20 protein-coding genes are annotated in these 17,491 nt (G+C 60.0%); 6 read left to right on the top strand and 14 right to left on the bottom strand.

Annotated elements, in window-relative coordinates; all coding sequences use genetic code 11:
- Positions 1-360: 360 nt before the first annotated feature.
- From ACW4E8_RS37695 to ACW4E8_RS37680, 4 genes are all read right to left on the bottom strand, one after another.
- Positions 361-2,799, bottom strand: a complete 2,439-nt coding sequence (locus ACW4E8_RS37695; RefSeq protein WP_456809128.1) for a heavy metal translocating P-type ATPase — start codon at positions 2,797-2,799, stop codon at positions 361-363.
- 10 nt (positions 2,800-2,809) lie between these two features.
- Positions 2,810-3,025, bottom strand: a complete 216-nt coding sequence (locus ACW4E8_RS37690) for a DUF2933 domain-containing protein (RefSeq protein WP_456809127.1) — start codon at positions 3,023-3,025, stop codon at positions 2,810-2,812.
- 426 nt (positions 3,026-3,451) lie between these two features.
- Positions 3,452-3,649: a hypothetical protein gene (locus ACW4E8_RS37685; protein WP_456809126.1), complete on the bottom strand. Its 198-nt coding sequence runs from the start codon at positions 3,647-3,649 to the stop codon at positions 3,452-3,454.
- Positions 3,650-3,804: 155 nt separating this feature from the next.
- Positions 3,805-4,248, bottom strand: coding sequence for a CzcE family metal-binding protein (locus ACW4E8_RS37680; protein ID WP_456809125.1), 444 nt, complete (start codon positions 4,246-4,248; stop codon positions 3,805-3,807).
- 1,185 nt (positions 4,249-5,433) lie between these two features.
- Here ACW4E8_RS37680 and ACW4E8_RS37675 point away from each other — a divergent pair.
- Genes ACW4E8_RS37675 through ACW4E8_RS37660 form a run of 4 tightly spaced genes read left to right on the top strand, consistent with a single transcriptional unit; the run spans position 5,434 to position 6,993 of the window.
- Positions 5,434-5,733: a hypothetical protein gene (locus ACW4E8_RS37675; RefSeq protein WP_456809124.1), complete on the top strand. Its 300-nt coding sequence runs from the start codon at positions 5,434-5,436 to the stop codon at positions 5,731-5,733.
- 19 nt (positions 5,734-5,752) lie between these two features.
- Entirely contained in the window at positions 5,753-6,019 is a 267-nt protein-coding gene (locus ACW4E8_RS37670) for a DUF2933 domain-containing protein (protein WP_456809123.1), read from the top strand.
- Positions 6,019-6,684, top strand: coding sequence for a methyltransferase family protein (locus tag ACW4E8_RS37665; protein ID WP_456809122.1), 666 nt, complete (start codon positions 6,019-6,021; stop codon positions 6,682-6,684). Before ACW4E8_RS37670 ends, ACW4E8_RS37665 begins: the two co-directional genes overlap by 1 nt.
- 42 nt (positions 6,685-6,726) lie before the next feature.
- Positions 6,727-6,993, top strand: a complete 267-nt coding sequence (locus tag ACW4E8_RS37660) for a DUF5676 family membrane protein (RefSeq protein WP_456809121.1) — start codon at positions 6,727-6,729, stop codon at positions 6,991-6,993.
- Between the two features lie 128 nt (positions 6,994-7,121).
- Here ACW4E8_RS37660 and ACW4E8_RS37655 read toward each other — a convergent pair whose 3' ends face one another.
- The 4 genes from ACW4E8_RS37655 to ACW4E8_RS37640 form a co-directional block, all read right to left on the bottom strand.
- Complete coding sequence (locus ACW4E8_RS37655; protein WP_456809120.1) at positions 7,122-7,661, bottom strand: hypothetical protein; 540 nt, start codon at positions 7,659-7,661, stop codon at positions 7,122-7,124.
- Positions 7,662-8,226: 565 nt separating this feature from the next.
- On the bottom strand, positions 8,227-8,385 hold the full coding sequence (locus ACW4E8_RS37650) for a hypothetical protein (RefSeq protein ID WP_456809119.1): 159 nt from the start codon (positions 8,383-8,385) through the stop codon (positions 8,227-8,229).
- A gap of 3 nt (positions 8,386-8,388) precedes the next feature.
- A complete protein-coding gene (locus tag ACW4E8_RS37645) occupies positions 8,389-8,868 on the bottom strand; it encodes a hypothetical protein (RefSeq protein WP_456809156.1) in 480 nt (159 codons plus the stop codon).
- A gap of 16 nt (positions 8,869-8,884) precedes the next feature.
- Positions 8,885-10,048, bottom strand: a complete 1,164-nt coding sequence (locus ACW4E8_RS37640) for a hypothetical protein (protein ID WP_456809118.1) — start codon at positions 10,046-10,048, stop codon at positions 8,885-8,887.
- Between the two features lie 205 nt (positions 10,049-10,253).
- Here ACW4E8_RS37640 and ACW4E8_RS37635 point away from each other — a divergent pair, with 205 nt between their 5' ends.
- A complete protein-coding gene (locus ACW4E8_RS37635) occupies positions 10,254-11,126 on the top strand; it encodes a transporter (RefSeq protein WP_456809117.1) in 873 nt (290 codons plus the stop codon).
- Positions 11,127-11,154: 28 nt separating this feature from the next.
- Here the strand turns inward: ACW4E8_RS37635 and ACW4E8_RS37630 are convergent, their stop codons facing one another.
- The 4 genes from ACW4E8_RS37630 to ACW4E8_RS37615 form a co-directional block, all read right to left on the bottom strand.
- Positions 11,155-11,781 (bottom strand): hydrolase, encoded by a 627-nt coding sequence (locus tag ACW4E8_RS37630; protein WP_456809116.1) that lies wholly within the window; start codon positions 11,779-11,781, stop codon positions 11,155-11,157.
- Positions 11,782-11,951: 170 nt separating this feature from the next.
- Positions 11,952-13,409 (bottom strand): alginate export family protein, encoded by a 1,458-nt coding sequence (locus tag ACW4E8_RS37625; RefSeq protein ID WP_456809153.1) that lies wholly within the window; start codon positions 13,407-13,409, stop codon positions 11,952-11,954.
- A gap of 114 nt (positions 13,410-13,523) precedes the next feature.
- Positions 13,524-14,417: a glyoxalase gene (locus ACW4E8_RS37620; RefSeq protein WP_456809115.1), complete on the bottom strand. Its 894-nt coding sequence runs from the start codon at positions 14,415-14,417 to the stop codon at positions 13,524-13,526.
- 172 nt (positions 14,418-14,589) lie between these two features.
- Positions 14,590-15,279, bottom strand: coding sequence for a hydrolase (locus ACW4E8_RS37615; protein WP_456809114.1), 690 nt, complete (start codon positions 15,277-15,279; stop codon positions 14,590-14,592).
- A gap of 510 nt (positions 15,280-15,789) precedes the next feature.
- Between ACW4E8_RS37615 and ACW4E8_RS37610 the strand changes: the two genes are divergently transcribed.
- Positions 15,790-16,398, top strand: coding sequence for a response regulator transcription factor (locus ACW4E8_RS37610; protein ID WP_456809152.1), 609 nt, complete (start codon positions 15,790-15,792; stop codon positions 16,396-16,398).
- Between the two features lie 34 nt (positions 16,399-16,432).
- On the opposite strand, the gene ACW4E8_RS37605 is transcribed toward ACW4E8_RS37610, so the two are convergent.
- Positions 16,433-16,546, bottom strand: a complete 114-nt coding sequence (locus ACW4E8_RS37605; protein WP_456809113.1) for a hypothetical protein — start codon at positions 16,544-16,546, stop codon at positions 16,433-16,435.
- The gene (locus ACW4E8_RS37600) at positions 16,522-17,031 is read right to left on the bottom strand and encodes an SOS response-associated peptidase family protein (protein ID WP_456809112.1); all 510 of its coding nucleotides are present in this window, start codon (positions 17,029-17,031) and stop codon (positions 16,522-16,524) included. Before ACW4E8_RS37600 ends, ACW4E8_RS37605 begins: the two co-directional genes overlap by 25 nt.
- Between the last annotated feature and the right edge of the window lie 460 nt (positions 17,032-17,491).

Raw genomic sequence — 17,491 nt, 5'->3', positions numbered from 1 at the left:
CCTAAATGACACCCAAGCCTTGTTCTGGTGCGCAATGAAGCCCCACATTCAGCATTCCCATCACGCATATAGTGCGGGCCAGCCTCAGCACGGCAGCCGCTACTACCTTGTTCTCGCCGCGTGCCTTCTTATATGTGGGCTGTTGTATGTTCTATTGTCTCGGCAGTGATTCATTGATCACGTGCGAAGTGCCGTCACGACAGAGGACCCGCCATCGCAAGCCGTCGCGTGCACCTCATAGACTTGCCGTAAGGACTTCTTGGGTCTTCAGCTTGAATAGCCGGTCGGCATCTGCCTGTGCCAAGGCGCGTTCGGGACGGGCCTGATCGCACTGATAGGTTTCGGAGCTCCCGACAAGCCTCAGGTAGCAGCCTTCCTGAGCCGCAACGCATTGGTAATGACCGAGGCAGAACTCAGGCTCATCGCCAGCGCGGCAATCATCGGCGACAACAGCAGGCCTGTCATTGGATATAGAACGCCCGCGGCCAGCGGAACGCCCAAGGCGTTATAAATGAACGCAAAACCGAGGTTCTGCTTCATGTTTCGAATGGTTGCTCGCGAGAGTTGCCGGGCACGGGCAATCCCGCGCAGATCCCCTTTGACCAGCGTGACCTGAGCGCTGTTCATCGCGACATCAGTGCCCGTGCCCATGGCAATACCGACATCCGCCTTCGCCAGCGCCGGCGCATCATTGATGCCGTCGCCCGCCATGGCGACCACCGCGCCTGCCTGTTGCAGGGAGCTGACAAGTTCAAGCTTGTCCGCCGGCTTCACCTCGCCGTGGAACTCGTCAACGCCGAGTTTCCCGGCCACCGCCTTTGCCGTTGCAATCCCGTCGCCGGTCGCCATCACGACACGGATACCTTCTTCCCTGAGATGCGCCAGCGCCTCCGGCGTGGTGGACTTGACCGGGTCCGAGACGGCGAGCAGGCCAGCAAGCTTGCCTTCGACAGCGAGATACATGACGCTGGCGCCTTGCGCACGCAGCTCATCGGCCTGCGTCACGAGCGGATCGATGGGAACTCCTTCGGCTTCCATGAGCGCAGTGTTTCCGATCGCGACCTTCCTGCCGCCCAGTTTGCCTCTTACCCCGATCCCGGAGCTCGACTCGAAGCCCTCCGGCTTTTCCAACTGCAGGCCGCGCTCACGGGCTGCTTCAACAATCGCGGCCGCCAGAGGATGTTCGCTGCCCTGATCCAGGCTGGCGGCTAACCGCAGCACCTCCTCCTCGGCATAACCAGTTGCGCCGAGCGCGCGCTCAAAAACAGGCCGACCCTCGGTGAGCGTCCCGGTCTTGTCGACAATCAGGGTATCGACCTTGCGCAGGTTTTCGATCGCAGCGGCGTCGCGGAACAGCACGCCGTTCGAAGCGCCCTTGCCGCTTGCGACCATGATGGACATCGGCGTGGCAAGACCCAGCGCGCACGGACATGCGATGATCAGCACCGCGACGGCATTGATCAGCCCGAACACCCAGCTCGGCTCGGGGCCGAAGAGTCCCCACGCGACAAAGGTCAGCACCGCAATGCCGATGACACCGAGGACGAAGACGCCGGCAACCTTGTCCGCCATCCGCTGCATCGGCGCCTTCGATCGCTGCGCTTGCGCCACCATCTGGACAATCTGGGACAGCACGGTCTGGGAGCCAACCTTTTCGGATTGGATGACGAGGCTGCCCGACGTGTTCATCGTGGCACCGATGACGCGATCGCCGACGCGCTTGGTGGTCGGAATGGGCTCGCCGGTTATCATCGATTCGTCGACCGCGCTGGTGCCTTCCGTTACCACGCCGTCGACCGGCACCTTCTCGCCGGGCCGCACGCGCAGCAGGTCGCCCACGTGGACATGGGTGAGCGGCACGTCCTCCTCGGCTCCGTCGGGACCGATACGCCTCGCCGTCTTGGGCGCCAGTCCCAGCAGCGACTTGATGGCGGCGGAAGTCTGGGAGCGGGCCCTGAGCTCAAGCAACTGACCCAGCAGCGTGAGGGAGATGATCACCGCCGCAGCCTCGAAGTACACACCGATGCGGCCATGCTCGGCGAACGCCTGCGGAAATGCGCTTGGCATGACGGTCGCAATGACGCTGTAGACATAGGCCGCACCTGTGCCGATTCCGATCAACGTCCACATGTTCGGACTGCGGTTGACGATCGACTGGAAACACCGCACGAAGAACGGCCAGCCCGCCCACAGCACCACAGGCGTCGCCAATGCAAGCTCGACCCAGCTCTGGGTCGACACCTGCATCCAGCCAAGGCGATGCCCGAACATGGCCAGTACGAACACCACACCGGTGAGCGGTAGCGTCCACCAGAAGCGGTGACGAAAATCCACCAACTCGGGGTTCTCGCCTTCATCCAGTTCCGGCAACAACGGTTCCAGCGCCATGCCGCATTTGGGGCAGTTGCCCGGATGATCCTGGCGGATCTCCGGGTGCATGGGACAAGTATAGATCGTGCCCTCGGCGGCAGGCTCCGCCGAGGGCGGCTCAGACGGGATCGTGTACTTGCCCGGATCGGACTCGAATTTCTGCTGGCAGGACGCGCTGCAAAAATAATAGCGAGCCCCAGCATGCTCGGCCTGGAATCTGGAATCGGCCGAGACGGTCATCCCGCAGACCGGATCCTTGAGGGCCTCCGCCGCCCCGGTACCAGTGCCAGCCTGTTCATGAACATGGCCATGGTGATGGGCATGCTCGTGATGATGGCCATGATCGGACTGGTGCTGAGCCGGGGTATGTGCACCGGCGCCGTGGCGGCCAGGCTCCGTTGCATCGCGTTCGTTGCTTGTCCTGTTCATCCTGGCTCCCTTAGTTGTTGGGCCGGGCATCCACTGAGTCATCCGACTTGCCGGTTACTGCGGCCGTGCGGTGGCCGCCGTGCCTGCCATGGAAGAAGTGCATCAGCGGACACAGCAACACTAGCGCAAAGGGTAGCCAGGAGGCAACGTGGCCCCAGTGCCGGACGCCAAGCGCAATCGCCGCAACGCCGGCTACCGCAAAGAACAGAAGCCAGCGAAAGCGCATGAATCTATGGCTCCCCCTGCCGGAGGCTGACGATTGGGGGCAATTCTTCATGACACGCTCCTTACACGAAGATGACCGGCATCGGAGGTGCGGGACCTCCATGTCACGCCTGATGACGCCAGCTTAGACGTTCCCATCGTTGTAAGGTCAAGCGCAAGGGGGTGCACCGGTGGCAGGACTGTTCTCAAAAGGCTAACCGCGCTTGGGTCCAGTATGGGTTGGCCGCCAATGAGAAGGCGCCTTTGGAATGGCGAAGTGCTGAGCACGGGACTGCCGCAAGCCGAGCTGCGGCCTTGTGCTTCGTATCAGGGAAGACGACACCGCCGCCGAAGCAGTCGTGTCCCGTGGGCCGCTCTTTTCGCGGCCCACGGTCGGATGCCTACAAGACGTCCGTACCTGGATGGCTGCGCCTGTGAGAGGCGTGGATCAGGCGCCGTCCGTAAGGGTGTCGCGCGTTCCAACGGCGTGGCTGCCGTCACTGAACGGGTCGCGCGTACCCATCGCATGGGCGCCATCAGTGAAGGAATCGCGCGGCGAGGTCCCGCCGGCATTTGCCATGCCGGCCACGCCGCCGAGCGTTGAAATAGTCAGTGCTACAAGAGCGGTCTTCTTCAACGTACGCATTTTGCTTCTCCTCGATGATTCGATAATTGGCTCCATGAGCCTGCCAACACAGTGTAGAAAGCGGTCCCCCACCGAGCCGTGACACCGCCATGACAAAGTGGTCATCTCGGGTATCCCGATGGGTAAGCCCAATTCGGTCCGGCCGGGTATCGAGGTCAGCCGCCGGTAAAGAGACGACTGCGGTCGATATAGACGCGTACACCTTGGGCATTCGGCATGCCCGGCAAGATGAGGCCCAGATCTACGGACGTTCCGCGAATCGACTCGGCGAACTTCCACGTTGCCACCTGCCCCCCGCTCCGGAATGTCACGGTGTCGCCGGACTCAACGGTGACGTACTTCATGCCCGAGGTCAGTGCCACTGTGCGGGAGGCCGTGCCTGCGGGTACCTGGCTGCCAAAAATAGCGGCCTGCGAACCGAGACGCGTTGCGCTTACCTGCCCTGATACTGGAACTGCAGCGGGTTCTCCGGCCTGGCGCTGAACATGCTGCGCCACGTCATCGCCGGCGTTGGTCTTCAGCTTGTCGGTGCTCCATGCAGAGGAGATGGACAACGCCGAAAGAGTCAGCGCGGCGGCCAAGGACTTGTTGGTTTTCATGGTGCACTCCATTGAAGTTTCGAGGTATCGACCTCTTGAATCAATGGTATGAGGCCGTCTCTCACCGGGGCGTTGCGCAGCCATTACATCCCGGTAAGCTGTAGTGCCACTAGCCTGTCGAGTCGGCGATGCCATTCACGGATGAAGCACGTCAGAAGGCGGGCAGTCAAAATCGCACCGAAGAACAGCCGACATTGCTTGACCTTCCTCCTATGGGAAGGTCCATAGTTACGGCAGACGGACTGCAACGTCCGTCGAACAGGGGGCCCCAGCCAGGGAGCGAGCCCTTTTTGCGCGGAGGTGACGCCATGGCTGCCGCTAAACAGACCTTGGATGACGATGTCCTTGCAGTGTTCAGGCGGGCATGCGAGCAAGAACAGTATGTCGTCGCCGATCTGCTCCTGAGCGCCCTCGAAGCCATGGCTGGTCAAGACCAAGACAGCCGGCAACTGGACGAGGCGTATCTTCTGGTGGCGCAATGCTGCGCGCCCGCAAGCCGCTGCGCTGCGTGGGATAGCGCCCCGGCCCCACAGATAAGCGCCTCCTCTACTGAAGGCATGCAAGGACAGACGGCACCTGCTTCAGGTCGTACGTCTGGCACGAGGGTGTGAGCATATGAAGCAACTCTGGCGAGCCATCCTGCCGGTGATGCTCGCTGTGGCGTTCCCGTTGCGCACCCTTTCTATGTCTGCGGAGCGCTGCTGCACGTTCGGCGTGGCGGGTTCTCAGGTGTACGCTGCCCAGACCGACGGTGAGGGGGCTGGCACCGGGGATGGCTGCGATACGCTAGGCCACTGTGCCGCCGGCGCGCCGTCCGGCAACACCGTTCACTCGACGTGCACTGCAATCTGTGCGTCCGCCGTCGTCACGCCAGCAATGGCGGGGAGCGCTGCGAGCATTTGGGAATCTATCCTGTTCGCTCATCCGGAGCTCCCTTACTTCTCCGTTGTGTCGCCGCCCCTTGAGCGGGCACCTCAGGCGATGGTCTCCTGAGGTATCCGAACGCGGACAGCGCTGGTCCATGGCGTGCGCTTACGCGCCCACGCCTGCGAGCGCCTGTCGAATCGCCTGTAAAGGTGATCTCTCGCTTGCAATTTGCAGCGCTCTCCCTTAGCCGCGCTGCGCGCTGCGGCTAGCTTGATGTAGATCAAGCCGACTGGCGACCGTTCGCCAATACTCCAAAGCATGGACGGCCAACGGCTGGCAAGCAGCCCAAAGGATCGCAGCGAGGTGTTGCGGAATGGTTACGAAGTCGAGCGCCATCAAGACGTCGATGATTTCCACGCCGGAGTGGTTCTCATGCACACCATGTCTGGCTCGGGCCGCGGGCGTTATTCGCTGTGCCGTATCGAGGTCGCTCCGCATGCACGGCGGGCCATTGGGAACGAAATCATCCAAAAGAAAGGCATTGAGGTCCTGCGCCCGATGCATATTGGTAGCATCGGAAGCGCTGCCGATCTGCAGGTAAGTTGGGGCAGTGTTTAACGATGGATCGGAGATTCGTATGAATAGCGAACACGGGGACAGCGCCCCTGCGGCAGAGATCGGGAGAAAGATTTACCGGTCAAAGTTGGTGACGATTGGGTTCCTGTTGGTGATCGCTTATTTTCTCTGGACGGAACATCGGGCGCATGTCATTCAGTTCCTGCCCTTCCTGCTCCTTGCTTCATGTCCGTTGATGCATCTTTTCATGCATCACGGCCACGGCCGTGGTCACGACCGAGGCAGCGAAGGCGCGCGCGACGGGAAGGATGTTAAAGGAGAGCAGTGATGAATCATGAAGCGCAATATGGCTACGGCCTCTGGTCTTTGGTTTTCATCAATTCCGCAATCTTTATCATCTTCGCATTCAGCTTCACCAAGCCGAAGACGTCGCGCGACTGGCGTTCCTTTGGCGCGTTCTCGGGCTTCATTGTGGCGTTGTTCACCGAGATGTACGGTATCCCGCTGAGCATATATCTTCTGCTTCCATGGCTGTCCGCGCGCGTTCCCGGCATCGATTTCCTGACGCATGATGCGGGGCACCTTCCTGAAATGATCTTTGGCTGGCGCGGGAACCCACATTGGGGCCCATTCCACATTGCCAGCAATATCATGATCTTCGGCGGGTTCCTCATGTTGTCGGCAGCATGGCGGGCTCTCTATCAAGCTCAGCAGCGGCATGAACTGGCGACCACCGGGATATATGCGCGTATGCGGCATCCACAGTATGTTGGCTTTGTCCTCATCATGCTGGGCTTCCTGCTGCAATGGCCCACCATCCTGACCCTGGCGATGTTCCCGGTGCTGGTGTGGATGTACGTGCGTCTTGCGAAAGCAGAGGAGCGCGAGGCACTTAGGGAGTTCGGCCAGGAGTATGAGAGCTACCGCAAACGGACGCCCGCGCTTCTTCCCCACTTCGTGCCGCGCGATACATCTGCGCCGCATCCACATTGATCGCCGAACCCTGCAGTTCTCTGAATGGATTTGGAGAGCGCCATGAAACCCTTGAAAGCTGGTTTTACACTCTCGGCCACAGTCGTGCTCTTTTACGCAGTGTGTACCGTGTTGTGGCTAACGTTCCCCGAGCCTTTCATGAATTTTATGAATGCGCTCTTTCAAGGACTTGACTTTCGTAAGCTGCAGACCAGTAACTCACTCTCAGCCTGGACGATGATTTATCCCGGCATCATCTTCGCGCTCTGGTTCTTTGCGGCCGGCGCGTTCTTTGCCTGGCTCTATGATGCGGCCGGAGGCAAAGAATAGCCGGGGACTTGCTGCGGCGGTGGATTTTCCCGAGGGCTGGAAGGCATTACTTTGGTCGCGACATGGGCCCAACTTGGAGCCCATGTGTTGACATACCCTACGCAGCTCGGCAAACCAGTGTACGGGAATCACTTGTGTGGAGAAGCGCCTGCGGTGTCGCCCCCGCCCACCATCCCGTGTCTCATCATGCTGCGACCCATTCCGCTCGTACCCGAGCCGTCCATGGAATGAATCATCTCCTGCATCAAAGCCATGTGCTGGCCCATCATGTCCCGGCACACCTGCATTTGATCAGCAGTTCCCGTGCTTGCTGAAGGCTGGCGCGCCCGGCTCGTCATGCTCATCATGTCCTTTTGCATTGAGGCCATCGCCTCGCGCATGACCTTCTGGCGCTCGGCCATTAGGGATTGCCTTTCTTCAGCGGTGGTGGCCCGTGACAGCCGTTCCCGAATGGCGCGCAAATGCGCGACTTGCGCGTCGCGCTGAGTGTTACTTCCTTTCGCCGGTGTCGCGGCGGCTGAAGGGACAGTAGCAGGCTGAGAGGCAGTGGCCGGTGCATTGGAATGACTGTGATCGTGCTCGGCGGCGGGAGTGCCGGCAGCGGCGAAGGCCGCCGGCGCCCAAGCGATAGCGGATACAACTATGGGAAGACGACGAATGGCGGGCATGTGGCACTCCTGGTGTGGGCGAGAAGGTCTCTGTACCAACTATACGTCGCGATTGCGCCTCCACGTTGACGAGGGTCAACGCAGCTTGATCCATTCCGCTCTTAGTCACGCCAGCCCTCACCAACAGCGATCTTGCGTTCGAAACGTTGCTTGTCGCCGACTCCAAGGACGTAGCAGAAAGGTCCGGATTCGGTGCTGGTGACGATTTGGCGAGACTGAGAAGCTAAGCCGTTCACTTGCAGTTTCCTTTCCATGCCGGCAGCGGACGCTCACGCAGTCTTTAGTGTGTTGCATCGACGGGTTGAATCCGCAGGGCCAAACCGGCCATTCAACTAAAAGGTGGGGAATGTCCGTGAAGGGTCGATCAGAGACGGTCGCGGTTTCGCGGCGGCTATCGGACCGAGATCGGCCATCAAGAGACGGTCGCCGACCGAAGCCCAAGGGCTGTTGTGCGGCCGTCACGGTCACTCGATAACCCATGGCTGAGACGCCGAGTACAGCGACTTCGCGAAGCGATTGGCGAGGACCCGCCGCTTAGGAAGGATTTGTTGGTTGCGACGAACTTCTACCGACCAATGCCGTCAGCCTGCACGGCAGGCCTGGTACCGTCGCCTTCCATGTATTCGATGCTGGTGTATTCCGGGAATCCGTACTTCACCAGGAAGGCGCCGATGTCCTCATCGGTGGTCTTGGCGTCGAGGTTTCCAAGCAAGAGAATAGACATGACTCACCTCCGCAAAACGGTGCCGGCAGTCGCATTCTGCGCATGGGGACTGAGCGCGGCAGCCAGGCCCCCGATTTGCGTCTTGTTCCGAACTGTAGCGTCAGCCATGGTCGCAACAGAATGAATCTTTTCGGACGATGAGATAAGAAAAACTTCTTCTACGTATGGCTGGAAGAATGACCATCCTATTGGACTCTGCGTGCGCCTTGTCAGCTTGCTGTTCACGTCGAAGTCTGCCGCGCAGACCTCGAAGCCGAGCGGTTGCCGATAGGTGGGGACCGCTAAGCGTCGAACTAGGACAGGGGCCCAGTTGCTTTGATGCCGGTTTGGAGGGTGGGCAGGATCCAGCCCGCGCGCAGCCGCCTCGGCGCGCATCTTCGCAATTTTGGAAGGGCCCGCGTTGTAACTGGCGAAGGCGAACAACGCGCGGTGCTCATCCGAGAAATGCGCATCGGGAAAGTACCTGGTCATCAGCAGATCCACATGCGGCTTCAGTTCCTCAATCCTTGTTGGGCTGAATCTTCATGGCGCTGTCGTCAGTGAAATTGTAGAGGTGCGTGTTGTCCGGCGTTTCCCCGATCCGTGTACCGCGCGGGCGGAACTCAAGGTGGCGGCGGAAATTCTCGCTGTCTGACCTGGAGCTCCGGTTAGCAAGTCTGGCCGCCTCCTGGTAGGTCATCGGGTCCTTTTCCTTCTCGATCTCCAGCAGCAACGTACGTTCGTTAACACGCACGCTGTACTTGCCCAGGTTATAGAGGAGGTACATCGCGAACAGGTTGTCGAAGTCCTGATACGCCCCCTCTTCCCTGCGGAAGTCCAGGGACAAGACCGATGGGAAACGATTGGGCAAGTCCTTGAACGCCACCTTTTCGTCCTCGTGAGGGTCGACATAGGACGAGCCACCATATTTCTTGTACAGCACCACATCCATGCCATACCCGCGCTTGCCCCACTCCTCGATGAGCTTCATCGCCATTTCGGTGGGAATGTTGGCCGTGGCGGCCGCGACCACGCGCCGCCCGGAGAGAACCCTGGCACTGGTGACATCGAGGTCCCTGTAGTTGGCACCAAACTTGAATGCGGCCCCGATGGTCTTGGCGCAGTTGAGGCGCAAGTAATCGTACTTGATCTCGCCCCTGTGATACTCGGTGTTCTTGGCCCGTCGGTGATAGTCGTAATTGATGCGTTTGAAGTACGCCGCAAGGGCCGCCTTGTCGCTCGCCGGTACGCCGTAGACGCGCACGCCGATGATCGAGCGCTTGTAGATCTCGCCAAAGTCGAGGCCAAACGAAGCAGTCTGCGCGACAGAGGAGACCGTCTTGTACAGGTACTCCTTCTTCGGAATGGCCACCATCAGATCCTTCGTGTAGAAACCTGTTGCGTGCCTGCGTGCGCGGTCGGCATAGAAATTGGCTGAGTAGACCAGATCGTCACCAGGTACTTCGTCTCGAATCGCAAGGGCGATATGGCCGGCCGATCCGCCCTTGGAAGTGCCGAAGCTGATCAGCAGCTCCAGATCGTAGGGATCCTCGCGAAGAAGGTCGGCAATATGGTCAATGTTCGCGGGATCGGGCCCGCCCTTGCTGCCGAAGCTGGCGGCGACTGCCGCCCCGGACCACAAAACGGCCACGGCTACAAGCCAGATTGCCAGCCGCATCCTCATCGTACCTCCTACGCCATCGGCTACCACGTTACCCATACAGTGGTTCCTTGGTAATTATTACCGGTGTTAGGGGCATTTGTGTGCATGATGGCCGCACGAGACTTGTGCTTCGCCGGGAACAACGCGTCCCGTGTTAGTCTCATTGCACTTTGATCCGTGAGGCCGTCGGCATGGTCTGCCCTGACGCACCCTGGTCACCTTGTGGATGTGGCTCGCCCTGTGGTGCTGCAGGATGCCGGCCCATGCGCAGGAACTCGAGCCACGCGCCTATTCTGCCGCACCCGTCGGGACAAACTTCCTCGCCGCTACCTATACCCGGCTCTCGGGGGACGTGCTGACCGACCCGTCGCTGCCCATCACCGATGTACGCTCCAGAGTCAACATTTTCGGGGTGGGCTATGTGCGCGTGTTTGAGCTGGCCGGGCGGACTGCCTCGCTCGGCCTGCTTGCACCGTTCGCGAGTGGCGACGTCAGTGGCAACGTGCTCGATGCGCCGAACGCGGTCCACCGGGAGGGGATCGGCGATGCCCGCATGCGCCTGGCCATCAATCTCCTTGGCGGCCCCGCTCTGAAGCTGGCCGAGTTCATGAAACGGGCGCCGGACGCCATGCTCGGCGCGAGCCTCCCGGTTGTAGCACCCGGCGGCCAGTACGATGCCGCCCGGCTGGTCAACGTTGGGACCCACCGCTGGGCCTTCAAGCCGAAAATCGGCCTGTCCCAGCCGATCGGCAACTGGTTTGCCGAGTTGTCTGCCGGGGTGTGGCTGTTCGGCGACAACAACGCCTTTCTGGGCGACAAGCGGCGCGCACAGTCGCCGCTCGGCGTGTTGCAGTGGCATGTCGGATATCAGTTCCGGGGTGGGCGTCCGACCGAGGCCGGCCATTCTCGGTCGGCCATTGGCTGCTTGGCCCGTGACCGGGACGAGCTCCACAGCGGTCACTGCAGGATTTATGCGGGCCCCGATCACCACCGATTCACAACAGCACAAGTGACAACTTACAAGGCGGCTGACCGGCCGGGCAAAAGCGATTACGCCCCGACGTACTGCCCAGCCGTTTTCAGCCTCCCGACAACGTGACCCTCTGCCTGCCGCATTGTGGAGCAACTTATGCTGGCTTGATCATATCCCGCGCATATGCCAGGCCGGTGCCATAGCCGCCCCCGTGCTCGACAACAATTGCCCTAGCCTTTTCGTACGTATCATGGCGCGTCCAATCCCTTTGGAATTCCAACAGCAGTTGCAGCCACGATGTCATGACGGCACCAGCGGACGCCATACGGCGCAGGGCCAGTTCGTGGCTGGTCGGCGTTAGACCGCCGCAAGCATCCGCGACAACAACAACTTGGTAGCCTTCCGCCAGCGCAGACAGCACTGGAAAGCTCACACAGGCTTCAGTCAGCATTCCTGCGATGACCAGCGTCTGCTTACCGGTGGCTTTCACTGCCTCTCGGGCGGCATCGTCCTCCCAGAGATTCATGTTGCGACGTTCAATCGGCGCGACATTCGGCAATACCTCACGAAATGCAGGCATTAGTGGACCGCTATACACCTTCGTAGCGGATGTTGAGGCGACGACGGGCACGTCGAACGCTACAGCGGTCTTCACGAGCGCGAGTCCATTGCTGCGCAGGATCTGCGGGTCTTGCGAGCCGGCGGCAAATGCCAGGCCTGCCTGTTCGTCAACAAGGATCAATGCGCAATCGGTGGGTTCAAGCAACTTGAGTTTGGACATGCTCGTCTCTCCTTAATGAAGGTAAATCGGGGACGACATTGGTATGACGGCGCCCGTGGAAAAAGGATGCGAAAGCCGCCGTCGAAGAAACCGACGGCCAGCCCTTTAGACTTTGGTACCGTGTTGTCACGGGGTATTTCCCGCTTGCACTCAATGACAAACGTTCGACACTACCAGCCATACTTCAACTCGAGGCCGACATAATCGGAGTTTCGACCGCCTGCACTACGCAGCGCATTACCGGCCTGATAGTGGACGGCTTCAACAGCGCTTGTCAGCGTTTTGGTCATGGCCCAATCCGCGCGCAATTGCAGGTAAGCACCGGTCCAATGCCCTCCTTGTCCAGCCGTGCCCGGTACGGGAGTGCTCGGCTGTTGATAGACAGCATCAGCCGTAGAGTGACGCCACTGAAGGCCTACGGCTCCCAGCAGCGTTAGGTCGGCTTTCGGCTTTAACGTGATGGACGGCTTCAGATGGATAACGTTGGAGTATCCTGTGTATCCGGCCAACGTGAAGTAGTAGCCGTTGGGAAACAACGGATTGAACGTTCCCGTCGACCCATCCTTCGAATGCCGATCCCCAGAGGCCATGTCAAGCTGGATGCCGATGCGAGGGGACCATGGAGAAGCAACGGTGTAGCCGAACACGGATCCCAAAGCCCACGCTGATATGGATTTCGTACCGACGCGGCCGGATTGATACATCCCCTCAACATCCCAGTCGACCGCCCCCCGCTTGCCCGAGTACCGAAGGTCGTAAACATTGCGGTGTTCGCCGCCCGATGCGTCGATGTAACTTGCACCGGTCTTGTTATACGCCGAATAGTAGCCAGACAAATCGCCCGGGCCGACATCCTTCCGATCGAACCGTACACCGCTAAAGGTCAAGTGCCTGTTGGAGACATCGTCGAACACGCTTCCGTTGCGGTTCTGCACGGGCTGCGTCAAATAGCCAAGGAAGCGCCATTTATCCAACTCGTAGTCGACCCATACCGCATCGTAGGCCTGCCGCACGTTTGGGCCGTCCCGCACTGAGATGAACCGCTGCAAATCGAACGCCATTTCTTGGCGGCCTACACGAAACTTGAACGTGCCGGGGCCCAGTGGGGAAACCCACGCGACAAAAGCCTGCTGTACATCAACGGGATTCCTGTCCACTGCGGACACAGAGTCCTTTCCAAACACACGCGCATCGGCGAGCTGGGCAAAAAATTGCAGATGCCGTCCCAGCCTGACGTCTGCGCTCACGTCCGCACGCTGCAACAGATAACTGTTAGCCCTGCTCGCACCAATGCCGAACAATGGAGCGTTGTTGTACTCAAACCGTTCGCGAAGATTTGCGCCCAGCGAAAGGTAGGAATGGGGATCCCCGCCAAGCGGGACATACTTTAGATCGTCAAAAGGCTGCCGCGGCACGCAGGGATCCGCCAGCACCGACCAATCCTCTTGCCAGCGGTTGAACAATGGGGCTGGGCGGTCTGCGCCGCAAACAATCTTCGCGTCTTCTGCATGGGCTATGCCTGCCGTTGCCAAAATCGCCAGAACTACCGCTGCGTAAGCAATAGGTCCCAGTCGGCTTGTGGAAGCAGCCAGGTGTTCTGCAGCCCTTGTTGAAACTGTTTTATGCATGTCAACCAAAACTTTAAACACGTTGTATCGCGCCACCCGCTCCGCCTTATGCACTTGCTAGCCCTCCAACCAGTGGCGAGCATGAGCTAACACAGCCGGCACCAGGCGGTGGTTTCAGCGTCGAAGCGCATAAACTTCTGCGATATAGCCTCCCGGGAACTCGACGACGGCGGCCTCCCGCTGCTCCGTTGAGAACGGGCCGACTAACACGACGGCACCGGATGCGCGAGCGCGGGACAAAGTCGCGGATAGATTCCTGACCTCGTAGCCTGTCGACTCGTGGCCAAAGGGAAACGGAAGATGGCCATCAGTGACTAGTACGGTCGTTTTGCCGAACTTCGATTCCATGCGGATGCGACGGTAGCTCTTAGTACCCTGTCCGATTTCCACTCCAGGGGCATTACATTCGTCCGACGCAACGTTTCCGTCTGTGAACGCGATGTAGCTTCTTACGAATGCGTTTGCTCGATCCGGCGAGATGTAAACTCGACTCTCTGGCACGGTCTCGAGTTGTTCGTAGTTCGGTGCGTGTGTATGCCAGTAGAGTTGCATGCTTACCCCGCCCGGCCACTCGATCACGGCATCTTTGCCGATCGGATCGGGGAACGCGGCCACACTGACCTCTGCGCCATGGTGTCGCGCGAGTGAAATGGCGGTCTCAAGATCTTTGACAAGGTACCCATGTCGCTCTTGTCCAAACGGATAAGGAATAGGTGTCTTGAAGCCGAAGACCGAGACGGTTCCGACCGGGGTATGGACGATTTGGGAAGTCGCCATGCTTGGCGTCGGGGTTACCTGCAGCACGGTAGTTCCGGATTTATGGCCGCCGAATGTCGCGATAAAGCTATCAGAAAACTTCTCGACATCCGCGGGCGCCACATACACATGGGCGGTGTCGTATTGAGGGCCCACGGCCTGGTCCAAGGTGACCGCTTGCAGCGGAACAACGGGTGAAGAAAGAAGGGCACTTGCCAAGTAGCAAGCGCGAACCCGCCAAGAAAGCGTCATATGAGTCTGGAGCGCAGGAACGGTGTCGGCAAGGACATACCCGACACCGTCGCCAATTTTGAGAACTGCAATCGGCTCGCCGTTGAGATGCTCGGTGCTTCCTACCGGCGTAGGCCAATCTCTGCTTCACAGGACGACAATCCGCGTCCCGTGGTCCAGTAGAAGCTTCGGTTTAGCGGCGAGCCGGAGCCGGAGCGATGGACTCATGCTTTGTTTCGGTCCGGGGAGCAGCCTTGTGCACCATGGTGTAGGCGTAGTCGACACCCATGCCGTAGGCGCCCGAGTGTTCCTTCACCAGCTTCATTACGGCGTCATACGTATCCCGGTGGGCCCAGTCGCGCTGCCACTCGAGCAGCACCTGCTGCCAGGTCACCGGCACAGCGCCGGCCTGCACCATGCGCTGCATCGCGTAGTCATGCGCTTCCTTGCTGGTGCCGCCCGAAGCATCGGCCACTATGTAGATTTCATAGTTGCCTTCGAGCATCGCGCACAGCGCGAAGGTGGTGTTGCAGACCTCGGTCCACAGGCCGGCGACGATCACCTTGTTGCGGCCATTGCCCTTGAGCGCGTCGCGCACCTTCTTGTCGTCCCACGAGTTCATCGAGGTGCGCTCCAGCGTCTTCTGGTCCGGGAACACGTCGAGCAGTTCCGGATAGGTGAAGCCCGAGAACGACTCGCTCTCGACGGTGGTGATCGTCGTCGGGATATTGAAGATCTTGGCCGCCTTGGCCAGGCCGACGACGTTGTTCTTCATCGCCTGGCGGTCCATCGACTGGACGCCGAACGCCATTTGCGGTTGGTGGTCGATGAAGATCAGCTGGCTGTTCTGCGGGGTGAGGACTTCAAGCTTGGGGTTCGACATTGCGTTGCTCCTGTTGGGGGCGAGAGTAGGGCCGCCGCGACAGAGCCGCGTCGGGGCGGCTAGGCATAAGGGCCGCGACTGGCGTTTGTATCTGGATCGCAACCTGAGGCAAGAATAGTCGGCGCTGTCGGCCATGGCCATTGGCGCATCGTATTAGTCGTCCGCTGCCTTGGTTTCATCGCGACGCCGCTAGGCCGTGCTACAGCAAATAGGGAGTGGCTTCGCCAACCCTTTGCGGCGTAGGAAGGCATTGGGGCTGCGTGCGGGTTCGATGTGCGTTAGCCTGCAAACTGGCCGGCCGGGGCAGCCGCCAACAGTCACACTGAACTAACCCCATGGTATAAGTAGTCCATGATCCCGCTTGTGTGATGTAATGGAAGGTTTTGCGGGGTCAGGTCATGGTGGCGAGAGTGGGCCTGCCCAGACGCCGCGCACCGATGAGTGCACTGGAGATTGACTGTGACAATCAACAGCTTCGTAACCACGGAGACCAGTGCGAGTGATGAAGCGATGGTGCTAATCGTTGATGACGACGCAATGCTTCGCGGCGCGTTGGAGAACCTCTTCCGATCAGTCGGGATGCGTGTCGCACTGTTCGCATCCGCTGCCGAACTGCTAGCATTCGCGTTCCCGGACGCGCCCACTTGCCTTCTGCTCGATGTCAGGCTCCGCGGGCAGAGTGGCCTGGACCTACAGACTCGGCTGTCCCAAATGGGCATTCAGGTCCCAATCATTTTTATGACTGGTTACGGCGACATCCCCATGACCGTTGCTGCTATGAAGGCTGGTGCTGAGGATTTTCTGGCGAAGCCATTCCGCGAGCAGGACCTGCTCGATGCCGTGGCGGCCGCCTTGCAAAAGGATCAGCATCGCCGCCATGGCATGCGTAAGCTGGATGAACTGCGAGCCAACTACCAGAGCCTGACGCCGCGTGAGGCCGAGGTCATGCGCATGGTGGTGGCGGGTCTGCTGAACAAGCGGATCGCCAGCGAGCTAAGTATCAGCGAGGTCACCGTGAAAATTCATCGCGGCCAGGCCATGCGCAAGATGAAGGCACACACCTTTGCCGAGCTTGTATTGATGGCACAGCAGCTCGGCATTTGCGAGTCGCCGCTTTGAGTCCCTGTAGCCTCCCGCCGTCGGCGGGAGGTATCTAGTCTTGAGGCGGCAGGGTGAACTGAAACACGGCCCCGCAAGGCACATTGGGGCTCGCCCACAGCCGCCTTCCATGTGCCTCGATGATCAACCGGCAGATGGCCAGACCCATGCCCAGACCCTCCGCCGGCAGCGAAGGAATAGAGATCGGCCTCGCCCTCTTCTCCTTTCGCCAGGCGCCAGCTCTCGCTGCTCCATCCGATGCCGTGCGACATTTTCGTAGAAAGCATTGACGATCATGATGCCGTGTCTATGACCGTATAGGTGTCGCCAGGCCTTCTTCAAATTGTTGCGTCTTGCGTTGTAGCTTCCGGGCTTCTGCCGCTCTATCGCGGGCGTCCACCCCGGCAGCCTGCACTGGTAGCGCATCGGGATGACCACCCGCTGGCCGTCCTGCACCACCATCACAGGCGCGTAATGCCCCGGGAAAATACGCGAGTCTCGATCCAGTAAATCGGCTCGCTGCAGGTCGGCAAGATTGCGCTGTGCTCTCGCGATCTTGTCCGTCGCGATGCGTTGATCGTTCTCCGCCTTCTTCGTCGGCTTGGCTGCCAATGCGCGCTCCGCGGCCGTCAGCCGGGTCTTCTGCTGGAACAACTCCGTTTCCAACGCTATCGCCTGATCTTTGTCACCCGCCACAACAAGGTCGGCGACAGCGCGTTCCTTGTCGTTCGTGGCAGAAAGGAATGCGGCACGAATTGCTTTAGGCAGTTTGGACCAGCGCCGTCTCTGCGCTTCTCCCAGAAGAGCTCGACAAAATGCTCAAAACTGACGGAGGCCCCGAATTCCCGAACGTACTTTCGATAGCTGGCGTGAATCTGCGCGGAATAGCACATCGCTGTCACCGTGGCGCTAGTGGCGGCGGCCTGACCCTGCAGGGGCACGCCCTTCTTGAAAATGGGTGAGCACGCCGGTTGCAAGGCAGGCCTTCCGAGCAGACGTGTAAGACGCTGCCTTCTACAGCGCATTGAGATAGCGGCCTAGACTGCAGAAATATGGCAGCCCAAGAAGCCGACATGCCAAACGTTCATGTGTGCCAAGCGGCGACCAATGGAAT

Source organism: Cupriavidus sp. CP313, from assembly GCF_054072015.1.
This window is presented reverse-complemented; position numbering and strand designations above follow the sequence as displayed.

Coding starts and splice junctions, on each gene's coding strand:
- ACW4E8_RS37695 (WP_456809128.1), bottom strand. CDS start 2,799: ATGAACAGGACAAGCAACGAACGCGATGCAACGGAGCCTGGCCGCCAC.
- ACW4E8_RS37690 (WP_456809127.1), bottom strand. CDS start 3,025: ATGCGCTTTCGCTGGCTTCTGTTCTTTGCGGTAGCCGGCGTTGCGGCG.
- ACW4E8_RS37685 (WP_456809126.1), bottom strand. CDS start 3,649: ATGCGTACGTTGAAGAAGACCGCTCTTGTAGCACTGACTATTTCAACG.
- ACW4E8_RS37680 (WP_456809125.1), bottom strand. CDS start 4,248: ATGAAAACCAACAAGTCCTTGGCCGCCGCGCTGACTCTTTCGGCGTTG.
- ACW4E8_RS37675 (WP_456809124.1), top strand. CDS start 5,434: ATGGACGGCCAACGGCTGGCAAGCAGCCCAAAGGATCGCAGCGAGGTG.
- ACW4E8_RS37670 (WP_456809123.1), top strand. CDS start 5,753: ATGAATAGCGAACACGGGGACAGCGCCCCTGCGGCAGAGATCGGGAGA.
- ACW4E8_RS37665 (WP_456809122.1), top strand. CDS start 6,019: ATGAATCATGAAGCGCAATATGGCTACGGCCTCTGGTCTTTGGTTTTC.
- ACW4E8_RS37660 (WP_456809121.1), top strand. CDS start 6,727: ATGAAACCCTTGAAAGCTGGTTTTACACTCTCGGCCACAGTCGTGCTC.
- ACW4E8_RS37655 (WP_456809120.1), bottom strand. CDS start 7,661: ATGCCCGCCATTCGTCGTCTTCCCATAGTTGTATCCGCTATCGCTTGG.
- ACW4E8_RS37650 (WP_456809119.1), bottom strand. CDS start 8,385: ATGTCTATTCTCTTGCTTGGAAACCTCGACGCCAAGACCACCGATGAG.
- ACW4E8_RS37640 (WP_456809118.1), bottom strand. CDS start 10,048: ATGAGGATGCGGCTGGCAATCTGGCTTGTAGCCGTGGCCGTTTTGTGG.
- ACW4E8_RS37635 (WP_456809117.1), top strand. CDS start 10,254: ATGTGGCTCGCCCTGTGGTGCTGCAGGATGCCGGCCCATGCGCAGGAA.
- ACW4E8_RS37630 (WP_456809116.1), bottom strand. CDS start 11,781: ATGTCCAAACTCAAGTTGCTTGAACCCACCGATTGCGCATTGATCCTT.
- ACW4E8_RS37625 (WP_456809153.1), bottom strand. CDS start 13,409: ATGCATAAAACAGTTTCAACAAGGGCTGCAGAACACCTGGCTGCTTCC.
- ACW4E8_RS37620 (WP_456809115.1), bottom strand. CDS start 14,417: ATGACGCTTTCTTGGCGGGTTCGCGCTTGCTACTTGGCAAGTGCCCTT.
- ACW4E8_RS37615 (WP_456809114.1), bottom strand. CDS start 15,279: ATGTCGAACCCCAAGCTTGAAGTCCTCACCCCGCAGAACAGCCAGCTG.
- ACW4E8_RS37610 (WP_456809152.1), top strand. CDS start 15,790: ATGGTGCTAATCGTTGATGACGACGCAATGCTTCGCGGCGCGTTGGAG.
- ACW4E8_RS37605 (WP_456809113.1), bottom strand. CDS start 16,546: ATGGGTCTGGCCATCTGCCGGTTGATCATCGAGGCACATGGAAGGCGG.